Annotated in this window: 19 protein-coding genes; 3 read left to right on the top strand and 16 right to left on the bottom strand. The window is 56.0% G+C overall.

Translation table 11 applies throughout. The features are described 5' to 3' along the window. Positions 1 to 43: 43 nt before the first annotated feature. The 10 genes from dagF to pmbA form a co-directional block, all read right to left on the bottom strand. Positions 44 to 784 carry a 2-dehydro-3-deoxy-phosphogluconate aldolase gene (gene dagF / locus MY052_RS21205; RefSeq protein ID WP_035892759.1) on the bottom strand — a complete coding sequence of 247 codons (741 nt, stop codon included), beginning with the start codon at positions 782 to 784 and terminating at the stop codon, positions 44 to 46. After that, entirely contained in the window at positions 781 to 1,899 is a 1,119-nt protein-coding gene (locus MY052_RS21210; RefSeq protein WP_123651110.1) for a DgaE family pyridoxal phosphate-dependent ammonia lyase, read from the bottom strand. Before MY052_RS21210 ends, dagF begins: the two co-directional genes overlap by 4 nt. Beyond that, positions 1,883 to 3,016: an amidohydrolase/deacetylase family metallohydrolase gene (locus MY052_RS21215; protein ID WP_035892757.1), complete on the bottom strand. Its 1,134-nt coding sequence runs from the start codon at positions 3,014 to 3,016 to the stop codon at positions 1,883 to 1,885. The genes MY052_RS21210 and MY052_RS21215 overlap by 17 nt, the downstream gene beginning before the upstream one ends. 42 nt (positions 3,017 to 3,058) lie before the next feature. After that, positions 3,059 to 3,703 (bottom strand): DUF4310 family protein, encoded by a 645-nt coding sequence (locus tag MY052_RS21220; RefSeq protein ID WP_035892755.1) that lies wholly within the window; start codon positions 3,701 to 3,703, stop codon positions 3,059 to 3,061. Between the two features lie 12 nt (positions 3,704 to 3,715). Further along, positions 3,716 to 4,492 carry a DUF4311 domain-containing protein gene (locus MY052_RS21225; protein WP_123651112.1) on the bottom strand — a complete coding sequence of 259 codons (777 nt, stop codon included), beginning with the start codon at positions 4,490 to 4,492 and terminating at the stop codon, positions 3,716 to 3,718. Between the two features lie 21 nt (positions 4,493 to 4,513). Beyond that, entirely contained in the window at positions 4,514 to 4,813 is a 300-nt protein-coding gene (locus MY052_RS21230) for a DUF4312 family protein (RefSeq protein ID WP_035892752.1), read from the bottom strand. 1 nt (position 4,814) lies between these two features. Continuing rightward, entirely contained in the window at positions 4,815 to 5,177 is a 363-nt protein-coding gene (locus MY052_RS21235; protein ID WP_004206501.1) for an SFCGS family glycine-rich protein, read from the bottom strand. Between the two features lie 10 nt (positions 5,178 to 5,187). Beyond that, entirely contained in the window at positions 5,188 to 5,526 is a 339-nt protein-coding gene (locus MY052_RS21240) for a glycine dehydrogenase (RefSeq protein ID WP_035892751.1), read from the bottom strand. Between the two features lie 289 nt (positions 5,527 to 5,815). Then, positions 5,816 to 6,202, bottom strand: coding sequence for a cytochrome b562 (gene cybC, locus MY052_RS21245; RefSeq protein WP_035892750.1), 387 nt, complete (start codon positions 6,200 to 6,202; stop codon positions 5,816 to 5,818). A 60-nt stretch (positions 6,203 to 6,262) separates the two neighbouring features. Beyond that, positions 6,263 to 7,603 (bottom strand): metalloprotease PmbA, encoded by a 1,341-nt coding sequence (pmbA, locus tag MY052_RS21250; RefSeq protein WP_248537828.1) that lies wholly within the window; start codon positions 7,601 to 7,603, stop codon positions 6,263 to 6,265. Positions 7,604 to 7,709: 106 nt separating this feature from the next. Between pmbA and yjgA the strand changes: the two genes are divergently transcribed. Both yjgA and MY052_RS21260 read left to right on the top strand, forming a co-directional pair. After that, positions 7,710 to 8,261, top strand: coding sequence for a ribosome biogenesis factor YjgA (gene yjgA, locus MY052_RS21255; protein WP_035892747.1), 552 nt, complete (start codon positions 7,710 to 7,712; stop codon positions 8,259 to 8,261). A gap of 194 nt (positions 8,262 to 8,455) precedes the next feature. After that, on the top strand, positions 8,456 to 8,884 hold the full coding sequence (locus tag MY052_RS21260) for a DUF2628 domain-containing protein (RefSeq protein WP_248537829.1): 429 nt from the start codon (positions 8,456 to 8,458) through the stop codon (positions 8,882 to 8,884). A gap of 35 nt (positions 8,885 to 8,919) precedes the next feature. On the opposite strand, the gene MY052_RS21265 is transcribed toward MY052_RS21260, so the two are convergent. From MY052_RS21265 to mpl, 3 genes are all read right to left on the bottom strand, one after another. Beyond that, positions 8,920 to 9,279: a hypothetical protein gene (locus MY052_RS21265; protein ID WP_248537830.1), complete on the bottom strand. Its 360-nt coding sequence runs from the start codon at positions 9,277 to 9,279 to the stop codon at positions 8,920 to 8,922. 184 nt (positions 9,280 to 9,463) lie between these two features. Continuing rightward, positions 9,464 to 9,985 carry a GNAT family N-acetyltransferase gene (locus tag MY052_RS21270; protein WP_035892745.1) on the bottom strand — a complete coding sequence of 174 codons (522 nt, stop codon included), beginning with the start codon at positions 9,983 to 9,985 and terminating at the stop codon, positions 9,464 to 9,466. A gap of 173 nt (positions 9,986 to 10,158) precedes the next feature. After that, entirely contained in the window at positions 10,159 to 11,529 is a 1,371-nt protein-coding gene (gene mpl / locus MY052_RS21275; protein WP_035892744.1) for a UDP-N-acetylmuramate:L-alanyl-gamma-D-glutamyl-meso-diaminopimelate ligase, read from the bottom strand. Positions 11,530 to 11,705: 176 nt separating this feature from the next. Here mpl and fbp point away from each other — a divergent pair, with 176 nt between their 5' ends. Further along, positions 11,706 to 12,704 carry a class 1 fructose-bisphosphatase gene (fbp, locus tag MY052_RS21280; RefSeq protein ID WP_035892743.1) on the top strand — a complete coding sequence of 333 codons (999 nt, stop codon included), beginning with the start codon at positions 11,706 to 11,708 and terminating at the stop codon, positions 12,702 to 12,704. 115 nt (positions 12,705 to 12,819) lie between these two features. Here the strand turns inward: fbp and MY052_RS21285 are convergent, their stop codons facing one another. The 3 genes from MY052_RS21285 to ytfT form a co-directional block, all read right to left on the bottom strand. Next, positions 12,820 to 14,382 (bottom strand): methyl-accepting chemotaxis protein, encoded by a 1,563-nt coding sequence (locus MY052_RS21285; protein WP_248538977.1) that lies wholly within the window; start codon positions 14,380 to 14,382, stop codon positions 12,820 to 12,822. A gap of 86 nt (positions 14,383 to 14,468) precedes the next feature. Beyond that, positions 14,469 to 15,470, bottom strand: coding sequence for a galactofuranose ABC transporter, permease protein YjfF (gene yjfF / locus MY052_RS21290; RefSeq protein ID WP_035896259.1), 1,002 nt, complete (start codon positions 15,468 to 15,470; stop codon positions 14,469 to 14,471). Beyond that, the gene (gene ytfT, locus MY052_RS21295) at positions 15,457 to 16,482 is read right to left on the bottom strand and encodes a galactofuranose ABC transporter, ATP-binding protein YtfT (RefSeq protein ID WP_115074784.1); all 1,026 of its coding nucleotides are present in this window, start codon (positions 16,480 to 16,482) and stop codon (positions 15,457 to 15,459) included. The genes yjfF and ytfT overlap by 14 nt, the downstream gene beginning before the upstream one ends. Positions 16,483 to 16,489: the final 7 nt, after the last annotated feature.

A 16,489-nucleotide genomic window follows, 5' to 3' on the forward strand; every position in this document is an offset into this window, starting at 1 on the left:
TCTCCCCTGTGGGGAGAGGGTTAGGGTGAGGGGGTTAATCGCGCTACTTAACAAGCTGTTTCGTCATATCCAGCAGTTGACGCACATCCGCCGGACGCGTATTCCCGCTCGCCTTATCAATAATCGAGCTATAGATATGGGGGATAATTTTGCTAACTCCAGCATCCAGCGCAATTTTCAGGATTTCGCCGTAGTTGTCGAGGTCAATACCGCCGGTTGGCTCCAGCCAGAAATCATGGCGTGCGCAGGCTTCAGCTACCGCAACAAACTCATCGCGATGCTTCAGGCCGCCCATCGGGAAGTATTTAATCGAGCTGCCGCCCATATCTTTCAGCAGAGCAATCGCCGTTTCCAGCGGCACAATGCCGTCTGGCGCATTGCTGGAGAGCGGGCCGGTGGAGATTTTGACCATGCCGACGGTGCCGGTTGGCGACACCAGGCCGTTGACCACGGTTTCGTTCTGACCCAACAGCGCGCGGCTGGTTGCCACGCCGGTGAAGACCTGGTTAACGTGCTGCGGCTGCACCTGGCGGGAGATTTCGCTAACCATCGCCGACTGGTTCGGGTCGCCCGCGCCCAGGCCTACAGACAGTGCGTTATCAATCAGTTTCGCGTATTCACGCATATCGGCCACCGCGCTGGCGATGTCCGGATAGTTTTTGGAGAGCACACCCACCAGCACATGACCTTCCGCCGCTTCGTAAATCTCGCTGGCGTTCTGCTTGCTGCCTGCCAGAACGTTCAGGCAAACGCGGTCACGGTAAAAGTTTGGGGTCAGTTTCATGCTTTTTTCTCCTGGTTTAAGACTTCAGCAATACGGCGGGAGACAATCTCCAGCTGCTGTGCATCCACGCTGCGGACATCGGCTTCAATAATGCCTTCGTTGGCCTTGTAACCGCGGAAGTAAATGGCGTATTCGCCCTGCTTCAGCGCCGCCACCAGGTCACCGGTGTGCACGCCGGTCACGGCTTCATCAAATTTAATCTCGGCGCGTGCAATGTCACGGCCTGCGCTGTCCCAAACCACGCGAGCGGTCACGCCGTTGAGCGTATTCAGCGCTTCGATGAACGGCGTCATCTTCGCCACCATCTCTTCGCCACTCTCTTTGGTCGCCGTCAGGTAATGTTCAATGGCGCAGGTCAGGCCAAGAATGCCCTCTTTGCCCACCTTCATGGCGCGGCCAATACCGTTCGACTGACGCTTAACCCACTCCACGTACTGGGTTTTACCGATAACCAGCCCGCTGGTTGGCCCTTCAATGGCCTTCGCGCCGCTGTAGATAACCAGATCCGCGCCCGCACGGTAGTAGGCCTGTAGATCTTCTTCCGCCGCCGCATCGACGATCAGCGGCAGATTATGGCTGCGCGCCACCGCCGCGGCCTGCGCCACGTTGAGCATGCTTTTCTGCACACAGTGGTGAGATTTGATGTAAAGAATCGCAGCGGTACGCGGAGTAATCGCCGCCGCTAGCTGATCGGCAGAACATTCGTTGGCGTAGCCCGCTTCCACCAGCTTACCGCCGCCCAACGCTACCATGGTACCGACCGGCGCGCCGAAGTTGACGTTGTGGCCTTTCGGCAGCACGATTTCGTTGTTTTCAATTGGGGTAACGTGCAGGTTTTCCAGCAGCCAGTCGCTGTCTTTCACCAGCACCGCCGCCACCGACTGCGCAATCCCGGCGGAGGCGCAGGAGACGACGGTCGCCCCTTCTACGTCCAGCAGCTTCGCAATGTAGGCGCCGGTTTTATTCACCAGATCTTTCATCTCGAAGTACTGGTTCATGCCGGCCATGGCGGCTTCCACCACTTCCGGACGCGGCGTAGAGACGCCAAGAATCGTCATACGGCCTGAGGTGTTAATCACCTGTTTTAAATCATATTTCTCAAAAATCGAAGGCATTTTCCGCACTCCCTTGTTCGGTCAGATAGCCCTTGCCCGCGCGAATCGCGGCAAGCGGCAGCAAAATTTTGTCAGCCTGAAGGCTCTCTTTTTCGGCATCGACCAGTACCGTTGGGGTCTGGGCCACGGTAAACAGCGTCAGGTCCGCGTCATAGCCCACCGCCAGACGACCTTTGTGCGTCAGGCGTAAGCCCTCGGCGGCGTTCGCCGTGACGCAGTCAATGACCTGCGGCAGCGACATACCAATGGCGAGGAATTTCGACATCACCAGCGCCAGCGAGCGCACCGGGCCGTCGATGCGGTTACGACAGTAGATATCGGAGCTGATGGTGTGCGGCAGAATGCCCATCGCAATCGCCCGGCGGGCCACTTCAAAGCTGAAGCTCGCGGTGCCGTGGCCGACGTCGAGACGTACGCCGCGCTTTAAGGCGCGCACAATGGAGCCGCGCAGTTCGCCTTCCGGCGTCAGAATACGGTTCGGTTTACCGTTGTAACAGTGGGTGATGATGTCGCCAGAGCTCAACAGCTCGGCAATCTCATCGAGGTTTGGCGGGTTGTTGCCAATGTGCACCATCAACGGCAGGTCGCCGTTTTCTTTCTGAATGGCTTTGCCCCGCTCCAGCGGCGTAATGCCGTTTTCGCCGACCACGCTGCTGCTCATGCGCGCTTTCAGGCCCACGATAAAGTCCGGATGGCGCGCCACCGCCTGCTTCACCGCTTCCGCATCGATATTGGCCATATTGGCCAGTTCGTTCTGGGCAATCAGCCCGACGCGGGAAATGTTGAGCAGCGCATAGACGTCGGTCGCGGCTTTGCGGGTCAACTGGTAGAAATCATCCACGTCATCGGCTCCGGTGCTGCCGGCATCAATCACGGTGGTGACACCGGTGGCGATACCGACGCTATCCGGTTCGTCGTGGTAAATCGGGGAATTCGGGTAGCAGTGGACGTGGGAGTCAATCCAGCCCGCGCTGGCGTAGTATTTGCCATCAAGGTCGATGGTTTTAAGGGCAGGCGCGCTAATCTCGCCCAGCGCCGCGATTGAACCGTCCTTCATGGCGATATCAGTCAGGGTATCGTCGACGAGGCGCGCACGGCGCAGGAGTAAATCAAACATGTCTCTCTCCTGTTAAGGCGGGCGCTAAAGCGCCCGCAAGGTTTAGCTAATCGCGACCGGGAAGATAGAGCCCAGCAGCATCGCGCCCAGAATGGCACCGCCGGTAATCGGCTTCTGCCAGACATAGAAAATCAGCGCGCCAATCAGCGAGCCCACGCCGATAGGAATCGAAGCGGTCATGGCGCTGAGGATAATCAACGGGCCAAGGAAGCGGCCGGAGGCGTTACCCGCGCCCATCATCACATCGGCCCCGTAGGTGGAGTCACTCTGGTTGATGGTGAACTTACGCGCCAGGATGATGATGTAGCCAATCGCCAGACCAATCACCAGCCCGGTAATCAGGGAGGCGATAAAGTTGGTCACCGGGAACATGATGCCCGCGCCCAACAGCAGCGCCGGAACGCCGAGGCCTACGCCCGTTTGAATCGCGCCGCCGATGTCGAGAATCCCCACCAGCGAACCTTCGATGATACGGGCGAAAAGGAAGCTCGCGCCGAACGCCGCCACCGCGCCGTAAGCCCCGGTATCAATCCCGGCTTTCAGCATCGCCACGAAGGCCACTTCGTTGAAGGCGCCAATGCCGTAGAGGTAGTACATATGCGTCCCGGCGAACACGCCGGAAGAGAGCAGGCCAACGAAGATCGGGAACGACCAGTCGGCATACCAAAAACCTTTATTTTGTTCCATGTCAGGCTCCCGTTATTTGCCGCTGATTGAGCTGTGGATCAGATCCAGCCAGTTCGGTACGGTCAGGTGGAAGGATTCAATCATCTTCATGTCAAAGCCGCGGAAGAAGGCGCTCAGGACAAACAGCGCAACGATGGCGCCCATCATCACTTTAGTGACGCGATGCCAGCCGCTCTCTTCAACGCCTTTACCAATCAGAATACCCAGCACCAGGCCCGGTACGGCGTTACCCATAATCAGCTGCGCCGCGCCGCCGAAGATGGTGGCCCAGAAGCCTGATTTCTTACCGGCATCAATCGCCGCCAGCCAGAAAATAACCGGCATCACGGTGTTCACCAGCAGGTTGGCTGCCGGAACCAGCACCTTAACGGCAGTCACCTGCAGCGCCTGCGGTACGGAAGAGGCCGTCAGGTTAAGGAAGGCCACCACAATCATGCCGATGATGCCGCAGGCAATCGCCATTTTGCGTGGATCATGCAGCGTCTCACCGACGTTGCGATTTTTCACCATCAGTGCCGCCGCGCCCCAGTTCGGGATAATGCGGTGGTCAACGTCCTGGGTGAAGGAACCTGCTGCGACGGAAGAAGCCCAGGCGTTAAAGAAGAAGCCGAGGCCAAAGGAGAAGTGGGAAGCCGGATCGCCTTCACAGGAGTTCAGCTCGCCCAACGTACGAAACGCCCCCATCCCCTGCGTGGTGGGCGCGTGAAACATGCGTGCCGCTCCGGCGCCCACGCCGACGCCAACCAGGCCGCCGATGATGAGCGATTTTATTAAAATTATCAGGAACATAGTCTGACCCTTTGGTGAAAATCAGGTTTGCGTGACGAAATCCACTTTATCGATATCGATGGCAGTCACGTTGACGGTCACGTCCAGCTCCACGCTGTACGCTCGTCGTTCACGGCGTAAAAAGAAGAATAAGAACGCCTCTTTTCGTACCGCTTCGCGCGCATGAACAACCTGCACATCCTGTGGCTCAATACGCAGTAAGATGCGCGATGATGTTTTCATCACCGCTGCCTGCACGTGGTTCAGAGCATCGGCGAACGCCCGTGTTTTGCTTTCGCCTTTGCCCGTGACCCTCACCGTGGTGGTGAATTGCTCTTTCATATCAAGCGCCGTACTTCTTCTTCCAGGCCTCTACCAGGCGTTCGCCCAGCTCTTCTTTGTCCATAAAGCCGAAGCCCAGCACATTGCAGCCCTCGTTGATGGCGGTGACGCCCTCTTCCACTGAACGCATGCCGTATTTCGCTTTGTAGCCATATTTGGTCTGCGCGGTGATAGCACCCGCGCCGCCGCTACCGCAGAAGGAGATACCGAAGGTCGCGTTCTCGGCCTTCATCATGTCGCCCAGCTTCATGTCGGCGGCGACGCCCGGTACCACAACTGCACGAGCACCGGCTTTTTCCGCGCCAGCGGCAACTTTTTGTCCTTTACCCAGGCGGTCGCCAATTACTACGGTGATCTGTTCCATTTGTTGCTCCTTACAGGTTGTCTTTTGCTACTTCGAAGTGAACGGAGAGCAGCCAGGCCTCTTCATCAGGCAGGTTGCCGAACTCCGCGACCACTTCGCGGGCAAGCATCATTGAATCGTCAGAAATTTCTTCAAACAGGCTTTCATCCACTTCCGGCAGCGGCTCGCCGCTGATAGACCGGTGGGCCATGGCCCGCACGTGGGAGGTCAGCATTTGCTCCTGCACGTCGTTAGGGGTGATACCGCGGCGGCGTAACAGTGCGAACACCTGCTGCAACATCTTGTCGGCCAGCCGTTCGGTCTGTAGCGCCTGCTCCCCTGCGTCGTGTATTACCGCTCCGTTATTCACTCGTGTTACCCCGCTAATGTCTCTGGGGATAAACCTAACGCCGGGGGGTGGGAGTTTGTAGCGAGTTGTTTTCCACTTCGAAGTGGAAAGGTAGACGGCTTGAGTGATCGGATTCACACATTCACCACGAAAATAACGATTTCGATATATTCGCGTGATGAATGTCACGTCTGTGGGACAAGGTCATTGGAAATGCGAATGGCAAGACGGAGGTGAAAAATGTGATATCGGTGAAGTTTTTCGGGGGAGAAAGACGGAAGGTGTCAGGCGACACCTTCCGGAGACAGGATTAGCGGAACTTCTTGTGGTTCTCGTTGCGGGTGGTTTTGAAATCTTCTGCAGCGGCCTGGGCTTCTTTCACTTTGCCCTCGTTCGCCAGCTTCATCGCACCGTCAATCTGACCAATCAGCGTATCCAGACCATGGCGATAGTCTTTCATTTCTGCGCTGTCTGCCGCTTTGCCTTCCAGCTTCGGCGGGGTCTCTTTTTTAGCGTCTTCAGCAGCGGTACGCATTTTCGTCAGTGCTGCTTTCAGTTCACCCGCGTCGGTGGTCTTCTGCACCACCTGCAGATTTTCCGCCAGGGTGTCCATATCTTCGCCCAGGTCAGCAAAGGCAGAAGCCGAACCCAGCGCCAGCGCGGAGACCGCCAGCATAGCTACCAGTTTTTTACGCATTGCTCACTTCCTTTTTATTATTTAAGCGAACGGGCGCAGCAGGATGCGCCCAATACGTGATTACTGTCCGGCGATTTTCATCTCCGGAAGCAGTACGGAACCACATTGAATATTACTGCGTGTCTCAATATCGTCGGCGATGGTGACCATATTGCGCCACATGTCTTTCAGATTGCCAGCGATGGTGATTTCACTCACCGGATACTGAATTTCACCGTTCTCAACCCAGAAGCCGGATGCGCCGCGAGAGTAGTCGCCGGTGATGCCGCTAACACCCTGCCCCATCAGTTCAGTCACGACAAGACCCGTGCCCATCTCTTTAAGCAACTTTTCAAAACTCAGGCCGCGACCGGCAATACGCCAGTTGTGGATGCCGCCCGCGTGGCCGGTGCTCTTCAGGCCCAGTTTACGCGCGGAGTAGTTGGTCAGCAGCCACTGGGTGAGGATGCCGTCTTTAATAATATCGCGACGCTCGGTGCGCACGCCTTCGCTGTCGAACGGCGTGGAGGCCAGCCCTTTCAGCAGATGCGGGTGCTCTTCAATGGTCAGCCATTCAGGCAGAATTTGCTTGCCGAGAGAGTCCAGCAGGAAGGTCGATTTACGATAAACCGAACCACCAGCAATCGCGCCGACCAGATGGCCGAACAGCCCGGTCGCCACTTCATTAGCGAAAATTACCGGCGCTTTCATGGTGGAGAGCTTGCGCGGCTCCAGGCGAGACAGGGTACGACGCGCACACTCTTCACCAACCCATTCCGGTGACTTCAGGTCACCCAGCGCACGGCCGATGGTATAGGCGTAGTCACGCTCCATGTCGCCGTTCACTTCGGCAATCACGCAGCTTGAAAGGGAGTGACGGGTTGAGCAGTAGCTTTGCAACATACCGTGGCTGTTGCCGAAGACTTTAATACCGTAGTGGCTGTTGAAGCTGCCGCCTTCGGTGTTGGTAATACGTTTGTCAGCCTTCAGGGAAGCCTGCTCAGCGCGGGCCGCCATTTCGATGGCTTCATCCGGGGAGACTTCCGCCGGGTGGAACAGGTCAAGATCCGGGGCGTCAAAGGCCAGCAGCTCTTTGTCTGCTACGCCAGCACAGGGGTCCGGCGAGGTGTAGCGCGCGATGTCCAGCGCCGCCTGTACGGTACGGGCGATAGCATCCGGGCTCAGGTCGGTGGACGATGCGCTGCCTTTACGGTTTTGGTGATAAACGGTGATCCCCAGCGCCCCGTCGCTATTGAATTCGACGTTTTCGACTTCACCATAACGGGTGCTTACGCCGATACCGGTGGTCTTGCTGACCGCCACTTCCGCGCCGTCTGATTGACTGGCTGCCAGCTCCAGCGCCGTAGAGACCGCTTTTTCCAGCGCAATACGTTGTTGTGCAACTTGTGTGATCACTTTCATCGTCTAAGCCATAATCTGAGGTAAAGTTAAATGAAGTCTAACAGAGAACCCTTTCTCAGTATGCGCTCAAGCTGTTAGTATTAGCCTCTTTTTTAAGGAGCCTGAAATGACAAAGCAGCCCGAAGACTGGCTCGACGACGTCCCCGGTGATGATATCGAGGACGAAGATGATGAAATTATCTGGGTCAGCAAGAGTGAAATTAAGCGTGATGCCGAAGAGCTGAAAAAGCTTGGGGCAGAGCTGGTTGACCTGGGTAAAAACGCCCTGGATAAAATCCCGCTGGACGCCGACCTGCGCGCCGCCATTGAGCTGGCGCAGCGTATCAAGATGGAAGGCCGCCGCCGCCAGCTGCAGCTGATTGGTAAAATGCTGCGTCAGCGCGACGTAGAACCTTTCCGTCAGGCGCTGGATAAGCTGAAAAACCGTCACAACCAGCAGGTTGTTGTTTTCCATAAACTGGAACAACTGCGTGACCGCATGGTTGACGGTAGCGATGAAGCCATCGAAGAAGTGATGAACCTGTGGCCTGACGCCGACCGTCAGCAGCTGCGTTCGCTGGTGCGTAACGCCAGGAAAGAAAAAGCGGGCAACAAGCCGCCAAAATCTTCCCGCCAGATTTTCCAGTATCTGCGCGAACTGACCGAAAATCAGGATTAAGCCTCTGTAAAATGCCCCGCTTGCGGGGTATTTTTATCCTCTGCAATAACATCTGCTATATATTACCTTCATGGTTCGATAGATATTTTATATTGTATCCTGAACATTCTTTTAAACAACAGCGTAATTGACCTCGTCATTGCCCCAGTGTTAACCTTCCCACCTTCCTCCCAGCATTGAATAAAGGATTAATCATGTCGAGTGATACTATTAGTGAGAAATGGAGTGACCGTTTCAAATTTTTTAATAGATATGGCTTACCGGGCACCGTATCTTACCGAGCAGCACTTAAAGAACTCGGACTTTCGAAAAAAATTCGCATTAACTGTAATTTATATGGTTTTTTCTTTGGCTTTCTTTATTTCTGCATTCTTGGGTTATGGAAGAAAGGGTTGGTATTATTACTTGCAGTTATGATTATCAATATTATCATTGCCATCGTTGAAATTATGGCAGACATAAATTTAGAACTTCTCTCCAGGATTATTAACCTCGGATATAGTTGTCTATGTAGCATGTCAGTTAACTCAGCATACTATCTCCAGCTTGTTAAAGGGATTGATAGCTGGAACCCTCTTCAGGGAATGACACGAGAAAGCGCAGACAGGTTGTCCAGACAGTAACAACCCGCTTCAGACATGACAGAATGAAAACCTTCTCATCCTGTCATGTTTTCAGTAAGAGCCAGAAGAAATAACGCAAAATCTACAGTTATTATCAGCGTTGACATAATAAGCACAAAAAATGATTTTACTCGGAAATACGGTGTAATTACGCCCGCCAAACTCATTGCAAAGCTGACAGTCAGGCATAAAGACACTAACAAAATAAAAATAAAAATAAAAATAAAAAAAATAACCAAAACAGAATCATCACTTAAATCATACTTGGCAGAAATAGAAAAAAATAAAATCATTAGTAGTGATAATAGAATACCTACAATGCCCGCCCAGAGAGCAACATTGACCATCGCAGATTTATTTCTCTCCAGAGACATTCGTCCTGATGATATATTCATTCAACACATCCTTTATATTGAAAAATGAAGTAATGCAATGTGGCATGATATTTACTATTTTGTAAAGACAAAATCAATATGACAAACCTATACAAGTTTTATTTTTTAATAATGCACCAGTGCTGTCGCGAAACCATCCCGTATAGAGTCCCGGTACCGCTACACGCTACCGGGCGACAAACCATCACGCCATCACAACCCGGCACAAATCATGATTGAAACGCTGGTACTGCGCCTCGTCAATCGGCTGCGGGTAGCTCAGCACGATCAGCTCGTGATCGGCGATACCTGCATGATAAGTCGGGTGGGCATGCGGCCACGGGTTGGCGAAGAATCCCATGCTTTCATAGAAGCGCAGACGCTTGTGGGCAATGTCGGTGGTCAGCGGGTCGATTTCCAGAATGGTTTTCGGCGCACGTTCGAGGATCTGCCCCAGCAGACGTTTACCGTAGCCCTGGGAGCGTAGGCTACTGTCGACCGCCAGATGTTCAATGTAGACGTAGCCGTCAAACGCCCAGCATCCGCTCATGCCAATAAACTGCTCACCGTCGAACCACGCTTCCAGCGCGTAGTGCGGGGAGTTGAGTGCTCGCTGTTTAGCGGGGAGTTCGCGCTGTTCGTGCCAGGGGAAGGCTTGAGTGTATAGGGTGTCCAGCGGGGGGAACAGAACGGAGTCGGTTGAGGTGATTTTTTTGGCGGTGAGCATTTTGGGGTTCCGGGAAAAGGACTAGATCGAGCGGGTACCCCCTCACCCCGGCCCTCTCCCCAAAGGGGCGAGGGAGAAAACCAACCGTGCTAGCTGCTCGATCGGTCCCCTCTCCCCCGCGGGGAGAGGGTTAGGGTGAGGGGGGAAAACCCGCTCAGCGCAACATCAGCGAATTACTCCTGCTGCGCTTTCTTCGCCAGCCCATCGAGCAGCTTCTGATGAATGCCGCCGAAGCCGCCATTACTCATCACCAGAATATGGTCGCCAGGTTCGGCGCTCTTCACAATCATATCGGCCAGCGCGTCAACGTCAGCGCTCCAGTGCGCAGGCTGCACGCAGGCTTCCGCCACTTCCGCGACCTGCCACGGAATGTGCTGCGGCTGCAACAGGAACACTTCATCCGCGCGGCCCAGAGACGGCGCCAGGTCGTCTTTGCAGACGCCCATTTTCATGGTGTTCGAGCGTGGTTCCAGCACGGCTATAATTTTCGCCGTACCGCCGACTTTGCCGCGCAGCGCCTGCAGCGTCGCGAGGATAGCCGTTGGGTGATGCGCGAAGTCGTCGTAAACGCAAACGCCGTTAGCTTCGCCACGAAGCTCCAGGCGGCGACGGGCGTTGATAAAGCTGCCCAGCGCGTTGGCGGCATCGGCTGGGGTGACACCGACATGGCGCGCGGCGGCAATCGCCATCAGCCCGTTATGCATATTGTGTTCGCCGACCAGGCCCCACTTCACTTCGCCGACTTTTTCACCGTCGAGCAGCACTTCCCACTCGGAGGCATCGGTATTGAGTTTCTTCGCCTGCCAGTGGCCCTGTTCGCCCACCAGCTCCTGCTCGCTCCAGCAGCCCATCGCCATCACCTGTTTCAGGTTCGCGTCGTTTTCCGGCAGGATAATGCGACCCTGACCCGGAACGATGCGTACCAGGTGGTGGAACTGCTTCTGAATAGCTTTCAGGTCGTCGAAGATGTCCGCGTGATCGAACTCAAGGTTATTGAGGATCAGCGTACGCGGGCAATAATGTACGAATTTAGAACGCTTATCGAAGAACGCGCAGTCGTATTCATCGGCTTCAATCACGAAGAACGGGCTGTCGCCCAGACGCGCGGAAACCTCGAAGTTACCCGGCACGCCGCCGATGACGAAGCCCGGCTTGTAGCCGCACTCTTCGAGGATCCAGGTCGCCATACCGGCGGTGGTGGTTTTGCCGTGGGTACCGGCAACCGCCACAACCCAGCGGTCGCGCAGCACGAAGTCGTGCAGCCACTGCGGGCCGGACATGTACGGAATGTTCTTCTCCAGCACCGCTTCTACGCACGGATTACCGCGCGTCATGGCGTTGCCGATGATCACCAGATCCGGCTGCGGGTCGAGCTGACTTGCGTCATATCCCTGAATTAAATCAATGCCTTGCTTTTCAAGCAGCGTGCTCATCGGGGGATACACATTGGCATCCGAACCCGTGACTTCATGACCCAGCGAACGAGCCAGCATCGCCAGACCGCCCATGAAGGTGCCACAAATACCCAAAATATGAATGCGCATACGTCACTATCCTTTTTTTATCTACCTCACATTTTACCCATATGTTTGCCGTCATAGAAATGCATTTAAGGATATTCCGTAGTTTGCTGGCGCGATTCACCTGTGCGAATTTTTTTTATTCTTTGTTAAGATTGTTGCAGTCGTTTTACTCAACATCCACTGTCAGGGAAAGTGTTATGAAAACGTTAGGTGAATTTATTGTCGAAAAGCAGCACGAGTTCTCTCATGCTACCGGTGAGCTCACTGCTTTGTTGTCGGCAATAAAGTTAGGTGCCAAGATCATCCACCGCGATATCAACAAGGCCGGCCTGGTCGATATCCTGGGTGCCAGCGGCGCAGAAAACGTACAGGGAGAAGTACAACAAAAGCTCGATTTGTTCGCAAACGAGAAGCTGAAAGCCGCGCTGCGCGCCCGTGACATCGTCGCTGGTATCGCCTCCGAAGAAGAAGACGAAATTGTCGTATTCGACGGCTGCGAACATGCGAAGTATGTAGTCCTGATGGACCCGCTGGATGGCTCATCTAATATCGACGTTAACGTCTCTGTCGGTACTATCTTCTCTATCTACCGCCGCGTTACCCCAGTGGGCACGCCTGTCACCGAAGAAGATTTCCTACAGCCGGGTAACCGTCAGGTGGCTGCGGGTTACGTGGTTTACGGTTCCTCCACCATGCTGGTGTACACCACCGGCTGCGGTGTGCATGCCTTTACCTACGACCCGTCGCTGGGCGTGTTCTGTCTGTGCCAGGAGCGTATGCGCTTCCCTCAGCGCGGTAGCACCTATTCCATCAACGAAGGTAACTACATCAAGTTCCCGAACGGGGTGAAGAAGTACATCAAGTTCTGCCAGGAAGAAGATAAGTCCACGCAGCGCCCGTACACCTCACGCTACATCGGTTCTCTGGTGGCCGATTTCCACCGCAACCTGCTGAAAGGCGGGATCTACCTGTACCCAAGCACCGCCAGCCACCCGGAAGGGAAGCTGCGTCTGCTGTATGAGTGCAACCCGATGGCGTTCCTCGCGGAACAGGCAGGCGGTAAAGCCAGCGATGGGAAAGAGCGTATTCTGGATATCGTGCCGGAAACGCTGCACCAGCGTCGTTCGTTCTTCGTCGGTAACGACCATATGGTAGAAGACGTTGAGCGTTTGATTCGCGAGTTCCCGGACGCGTAATTCGTCAGAAGTTGGGTGGCCCCTCACCCCGGCCCTCTCCCCAAAGGGGCGAGGGAGAAAACCGGACGGTCCCCTCTCTCCTATGGGGAGAGGGTTAGGGTGAGGGGAAACCTCGTTACGACACCTGCAACCGGAACGACGACATCGCGGCCACCAGAGCCTGCGACTGTTCTTCCAGCGAGCGGGTTGCCGCCGACGATTGCTGCACCAGCGCGGCGTTCTGCTGCGCCGTCTCATCCATCTGGCTCACCGCAATATTCACCTGCTCAATGCCGCGACTCTGCTCCTGCGACGCGCTGGCAATCTCGCGCATCAGCTTGGTCATGCGCATCACTTCGCTGGCAATCTCATCCATGGTTTCCCCCGCCTGCTGCGCAAGGTCACTGCCTTCGCTGACGTGGGTTTGTGAAGCAGAAATCAGCTGACGAATCTCTTTGGCGGCATCCGCACTGCGGCTTGCCAGATTACGCACTTCGCCAGCCACCACCGCGAATCCGCGCCCCTGCTCGCCCGCACGCGCCGCTTCCACCGAGGCGTTCAGTGCCAGAATGTTAGTCTGGAAGGCAATTCCGTCAATCACGCTGAGGATATCGGCGATGCGGTTGGCGCTGCCGGCAATATCCTGCATTTTTTCAATCACGTAGCAGACCATTTCGCTGCCGCGATCGGCGGTATCGGACACCTCCTGCGCCAGCTTGTGCGCCTGATCGGCGTTATCGGCGTTCTGCTTCACGGTGGCGGTGATCTCTTCCATGCTGGCGGCAGTTTGTTCAAGCGACGTCGCCGTCGACTCGGTGCGCTGCGCCAGATGGTTGTTGCCCGCCGTCAGTTCACGGCTGCCAACGTCAATCTGCGAGCTGGCATCGCGCACGCGCATCACCGAGTTCATCATCGATTCGCGCATGCCGGTAATCGCCACGTTCAGGCGCTTAATCTCCGCGCTGCTCGCCTTCAGCGGTGAATGGGTTAAGTCCCCCGCCGCTACTTGCTCCAATTGACCAATCGCCGCCGCCAGCGGTTTAAGCAGCAGGTGGCGCAGTTGCAGCCAGCCCAGCGCCATCACGCCTGCGGTCAGGAGAATCGCGATAACCATCAGCACCAGCACGCGGTTTTTGGTGCTGTGCACCGCTGCGACTTCAATCTGGCCGCGAGATTCACCCCAGTCCTGGAACGCGTGGATCGCATCGTCAAACTGGCGAGAGACCGGGATCATGGTCTTTTCCAGCAGATCGTAATAGCCGTCGACGTTTTGCTGATTCAGCGCCGCCAGCATTGGCACAATCCCTTGAGTATTGTAGGTCTCAAAGCTTTTCATTACGTTCGCCAACAGCTGCGCGCCGTCGGCGTCATCCATCGAGGAGTGACCCACGTCGGTAATAATCTTCTGCCCCTGGACAACTTCACCGTTGAGGACTTTTACCGCCCTGGTGGCATCATCGAGCATCCCGATTTCCATCAGGCGGACCGCCTGGCTAGCTTCATTACGCGCACGTAATAGCAGCGTGTAACCTTCGTTTAGCTGGGTTATCTGGTCGCTTTGCAGATGGTCAATGCGTTGCAGAGAAGTGGAGCTTTTGGTGAGGGCATAAATGCCGATGCCGCTGACTAAAACCAGCAGCAGGGTCATCACGGCGAGCAGGGACAGCAAGCCGGTACGGATAGAGAGCGTTTTTAGCATCATAGTGTTGTCCGGTAGCAGGGGTACTGTTTGGCGTAAAAATTTAGTATCGGCTGCTACCGGAAAAACATTAGTGTTTCAGGGTGTTAGTCCTTTGTTACTGCCGCGCTTACGCGGGTCACCGCCGCATTCTGGCGGTTCTCCCACAGCACCGTCAGCGCGCGCTGGAGCGCAATGAAAATAAACAGCAGAATGCCGATGGCGATTTTCGTCCACCAGGAGCTCAGCGTGCCGTCGAAATTGATGTAGGTCTGAATCAGCCCCTGAATGCCAACGCCGAACAACGTGCCAAGCACCGTTCCGACGCCGCCGCTCAGCAGCGTGCCGCCAATCACCACCGAGGCAATGGCATCCAGTTCTACCCCAACGCCTGCCAGCGCGTAGCCCGCTTGGGTATAGATGGAGAAGACGATACCGGCGAGCGTCGCCAGCCCGGTCGACAGCATATAGATGCGCACGATGGTGCTGCGGGTCGGAATCCCCATCAGGTTCGCCGAGGTGGCGTTACCGCCGATGGCATACACCTGATTGCCAAAGCGCGTGCGGTGAGCCAGAAAGATCCCCAGAATCACCACCAGCAGCATCAACAGCCCCATCGCGCTCAGGCGACCGCCGCCGGGAATGGTCCACGCCAGCCCGGAGAGGGTGTCGTAGAGCGGATGATCGATAGGAATCGACTCCTCGGAAACCAGATAGCTGACGCCGCGCAGGAAGAACATCCCGGCCAGGGTGATGATAAACGCCGGGATCTTCAGGGCATCAATCAGCCAGCCCATAAAGGCGCCGAAAGCGCAGCCCATCACCAGCACCAGCGGGAATGCCACCAACGGCGACAGCCCCCAGAAGCCAATAGCTTTCGCTAAGAAAACGCCGGTAAAGGCGATCACCGAACCGACGGAGAGATCGATACCGCCGGAGAGGATCACAAAGGTCATCCCCACCGCCACAATGCCCAAAAAGGCGTTGTCGGTCAGAATGTTGCAAATCACCCGCGTTGAAGCGAAGCCGGGAAATTGGGTCAGGCAATAGAGATAGCCGAGGATGAACACGCCCAGGGTGATCATCAACGGTAAATTACGTTTTATCATCGCGACGTACCCTTTTCAGCATCTGAATAAAGCGCGGCGACTGGACGATCAGCACGCACATCACCACCACCGCTTTCACTACCTGATTCAGTTCAGGCGGGAAGCCGGAGAGCAAAATACCGGTGTTCATACCTTGAATAATCAGCGCACCGACCACCGACAGCAGCAGGTTAAAGCGTCCGCCCATCAGCGAGCCGCCGCCGATCACCACCGCCAGAATGGCGTCAAGCTCCAGCCACAGCCCGGCGTTGTTGGCATCGGCACCACGAATGTCTGCCGCTACAATGGTTCCGGCAATGGCCGCGCAGACACCGCTCAGCACGTAGGCCAGCATCACGACGATGCGGGTATTTACCCCGGCGTTTTTCGCCGCGCGGATGTTAATCCCTACCGCTTCGATAAACATGCCGAGAGCGGTTTTACGCGCCAGCAGCCAGAAAATCACCAGCGTTACCAGCGCAATCATCACCGGCGTCGGGAACAGCAGAAACTTGCCGCTGCCAATCCACGCCAGCGACGGCGAGTCGAAGGTGACTATCTGCCCGGAGGTGATGAGCTGCGCCACGCCGCGTCCGGCCACCATCAAAATTAGCGTCGCCACAAAGGGCTGAATTTTGAGGATGGCGACCAGAATGCCGTTCCACAGCCCGGCCAGCACGCCGGAACCTAGCGCCGCCAGCAGTACCACCGGCAGGCTATGCCCGGCCACGGTCATTGAAGCCGCGGTCGCCCCGGCAATCGCCATTACCGCACCCACAGAAAGATCTATCCCGCCGGTGGCAATCACCAGCGTCATGCCAATCGCCAGCAGCGCCACGGGCGCCGCGCGGTTGAGGATATCAATCGGGCTGCCGAACAGGCGGCCATCCTGTAGCGTTATCTGGAAAAAGTGCGGTGCGACAAGACTGTCGACCAGCAGCACCAGAATCAGCGCCGCAATTTGCGGCATGCCCGGCGGCCAGCGAAAACGTCGCGCGGGCTGGCCGGGTTGAGGAACGGATCGAGGCATCACGGTGTAC

The organism is Kluyvera ascorbata (assembly GCF_023195735.1).
Lineage (GTDB): Bacteria > Pseudomonadota > Gammaproteobacteria > Enterobacterales > Enterobacteriaceae > Kluyvera > Kluyvera ascorbata.

Bases quoted from the DNA above. Each gene is read 5' to 3' on its own strand.
- dagF (WP_035892759.1), bottom strand. From the start codon at position 784: ATGAAACTGACCCCAAACTTTTACCGTGACCGCGTTTGCCTGAACGTT.
- MY052_RS21210 (WP_123651110.1), bottom strand. From the start codon at position 1,899: ATGCCTTCGATTTTTGAGAAATATGATTTAAAACAGGTGATTAACACC.
- MY052_RS21215 (WP_035892757.1), bottom strand. From the start codon at position 3,016: ATGTTTGATTTACTCCTGCGCCGTGCGCGCCTCGTCGACGATACCCTG.
- MY052_RS21220 (WP_035892755.1), bottom strand. From the start codon at position 3,703: ATGGAACAAAATAAAGGTTTTTGGTATGCCGACTGGTCGTTCCCGATC.
- MY052_RS21225 (WP_123651112.1), bottom strand. From the start codon at position 4,492: ATGTTCCTGATAATTTTAATAAAATCGCTCATCATCGGCGGCCTGGTT.
- MY052_RS21230 (WP_035892752.1), bottom strand. From the start codon at position 4,813: ATGAAAGAGCAATTCACCACCACGGTGAGGGTCACGGGCAAAGGCGAA.
- MY052_RS21235 (WP_004206501.1), bottom strand. From the start codon at position 5,177: ATGGAACAGATCACCGTAGTAATTGGCGACCGCCTGGGTAAAGGACAA.
- cybC (WP_035892750.1), bottom strand. From the start codon at position 6,202: ATGCGTAAAAAACTGGTAGCTATGCTGGCGGTCTCCGCGCTGGCGCTG.
- pmbA (WP_248537828.1), bottom strand. From the start codon at position 7,603: ATGAAAGTGATCACACAAGTTGCACAACAACGTATTGCGCTGGAAAAA.
- yjgA (WP_035892747.1), top strand. From the start codon at position 7,710: ATGACAAAGCAGCCCGAAGACTGGCTCGACGACGTCCCCGGTGATGAT.
- MY052_RS21260 (WP_248537829.1), top strand. From the start codon at position 8,456: ATGTCGAGTGATACTATTAGTGAGAAATGGAGTGACCGTTTCAAATTT.
- MY052_RS21265 (WP_248537830.1), bottom strand. From the start codon at position 9,279: ATGAATATATCATCAGGACGAATGTCTCTGGAGAGAAATAAATCTGCG.
- MY052_RS21270 (WP_035892745.1), bottom strand. From the start codon at position 9,985: ATGCTCACCGCCAAAAAAATCACCTCAACCGACTCCGTTCTGTTCCCC.
- mpl (WP_035892744.1), bottom strand. From the start codon at position 11,529: ATGCGCATTCATATTTTGGGTATTTGTGGCACCTTCATGGGCGGTCTG.
- fbp (WP_035892743.1), top strand. From the start codon at position 11,706: ATGAAAACGTTAGGTGAATTTATTGTCGAAAAGCAGCACGAGTTCTCT.
- MY052_RS21285 (WP_248538977.1), bottom strand. From the start codon at position 14,382: ATGCTAAAAACGCTCTCTATCCGTACCGGCTTGCTGTCCCTGCTCGCC.
- yjfF (WP_035896259.1), bottom strand. From the start codon at position 15,470: ATGATAAAACGTAATTTACCGTTGATGATCACCCTGGGCGTGTTCATC.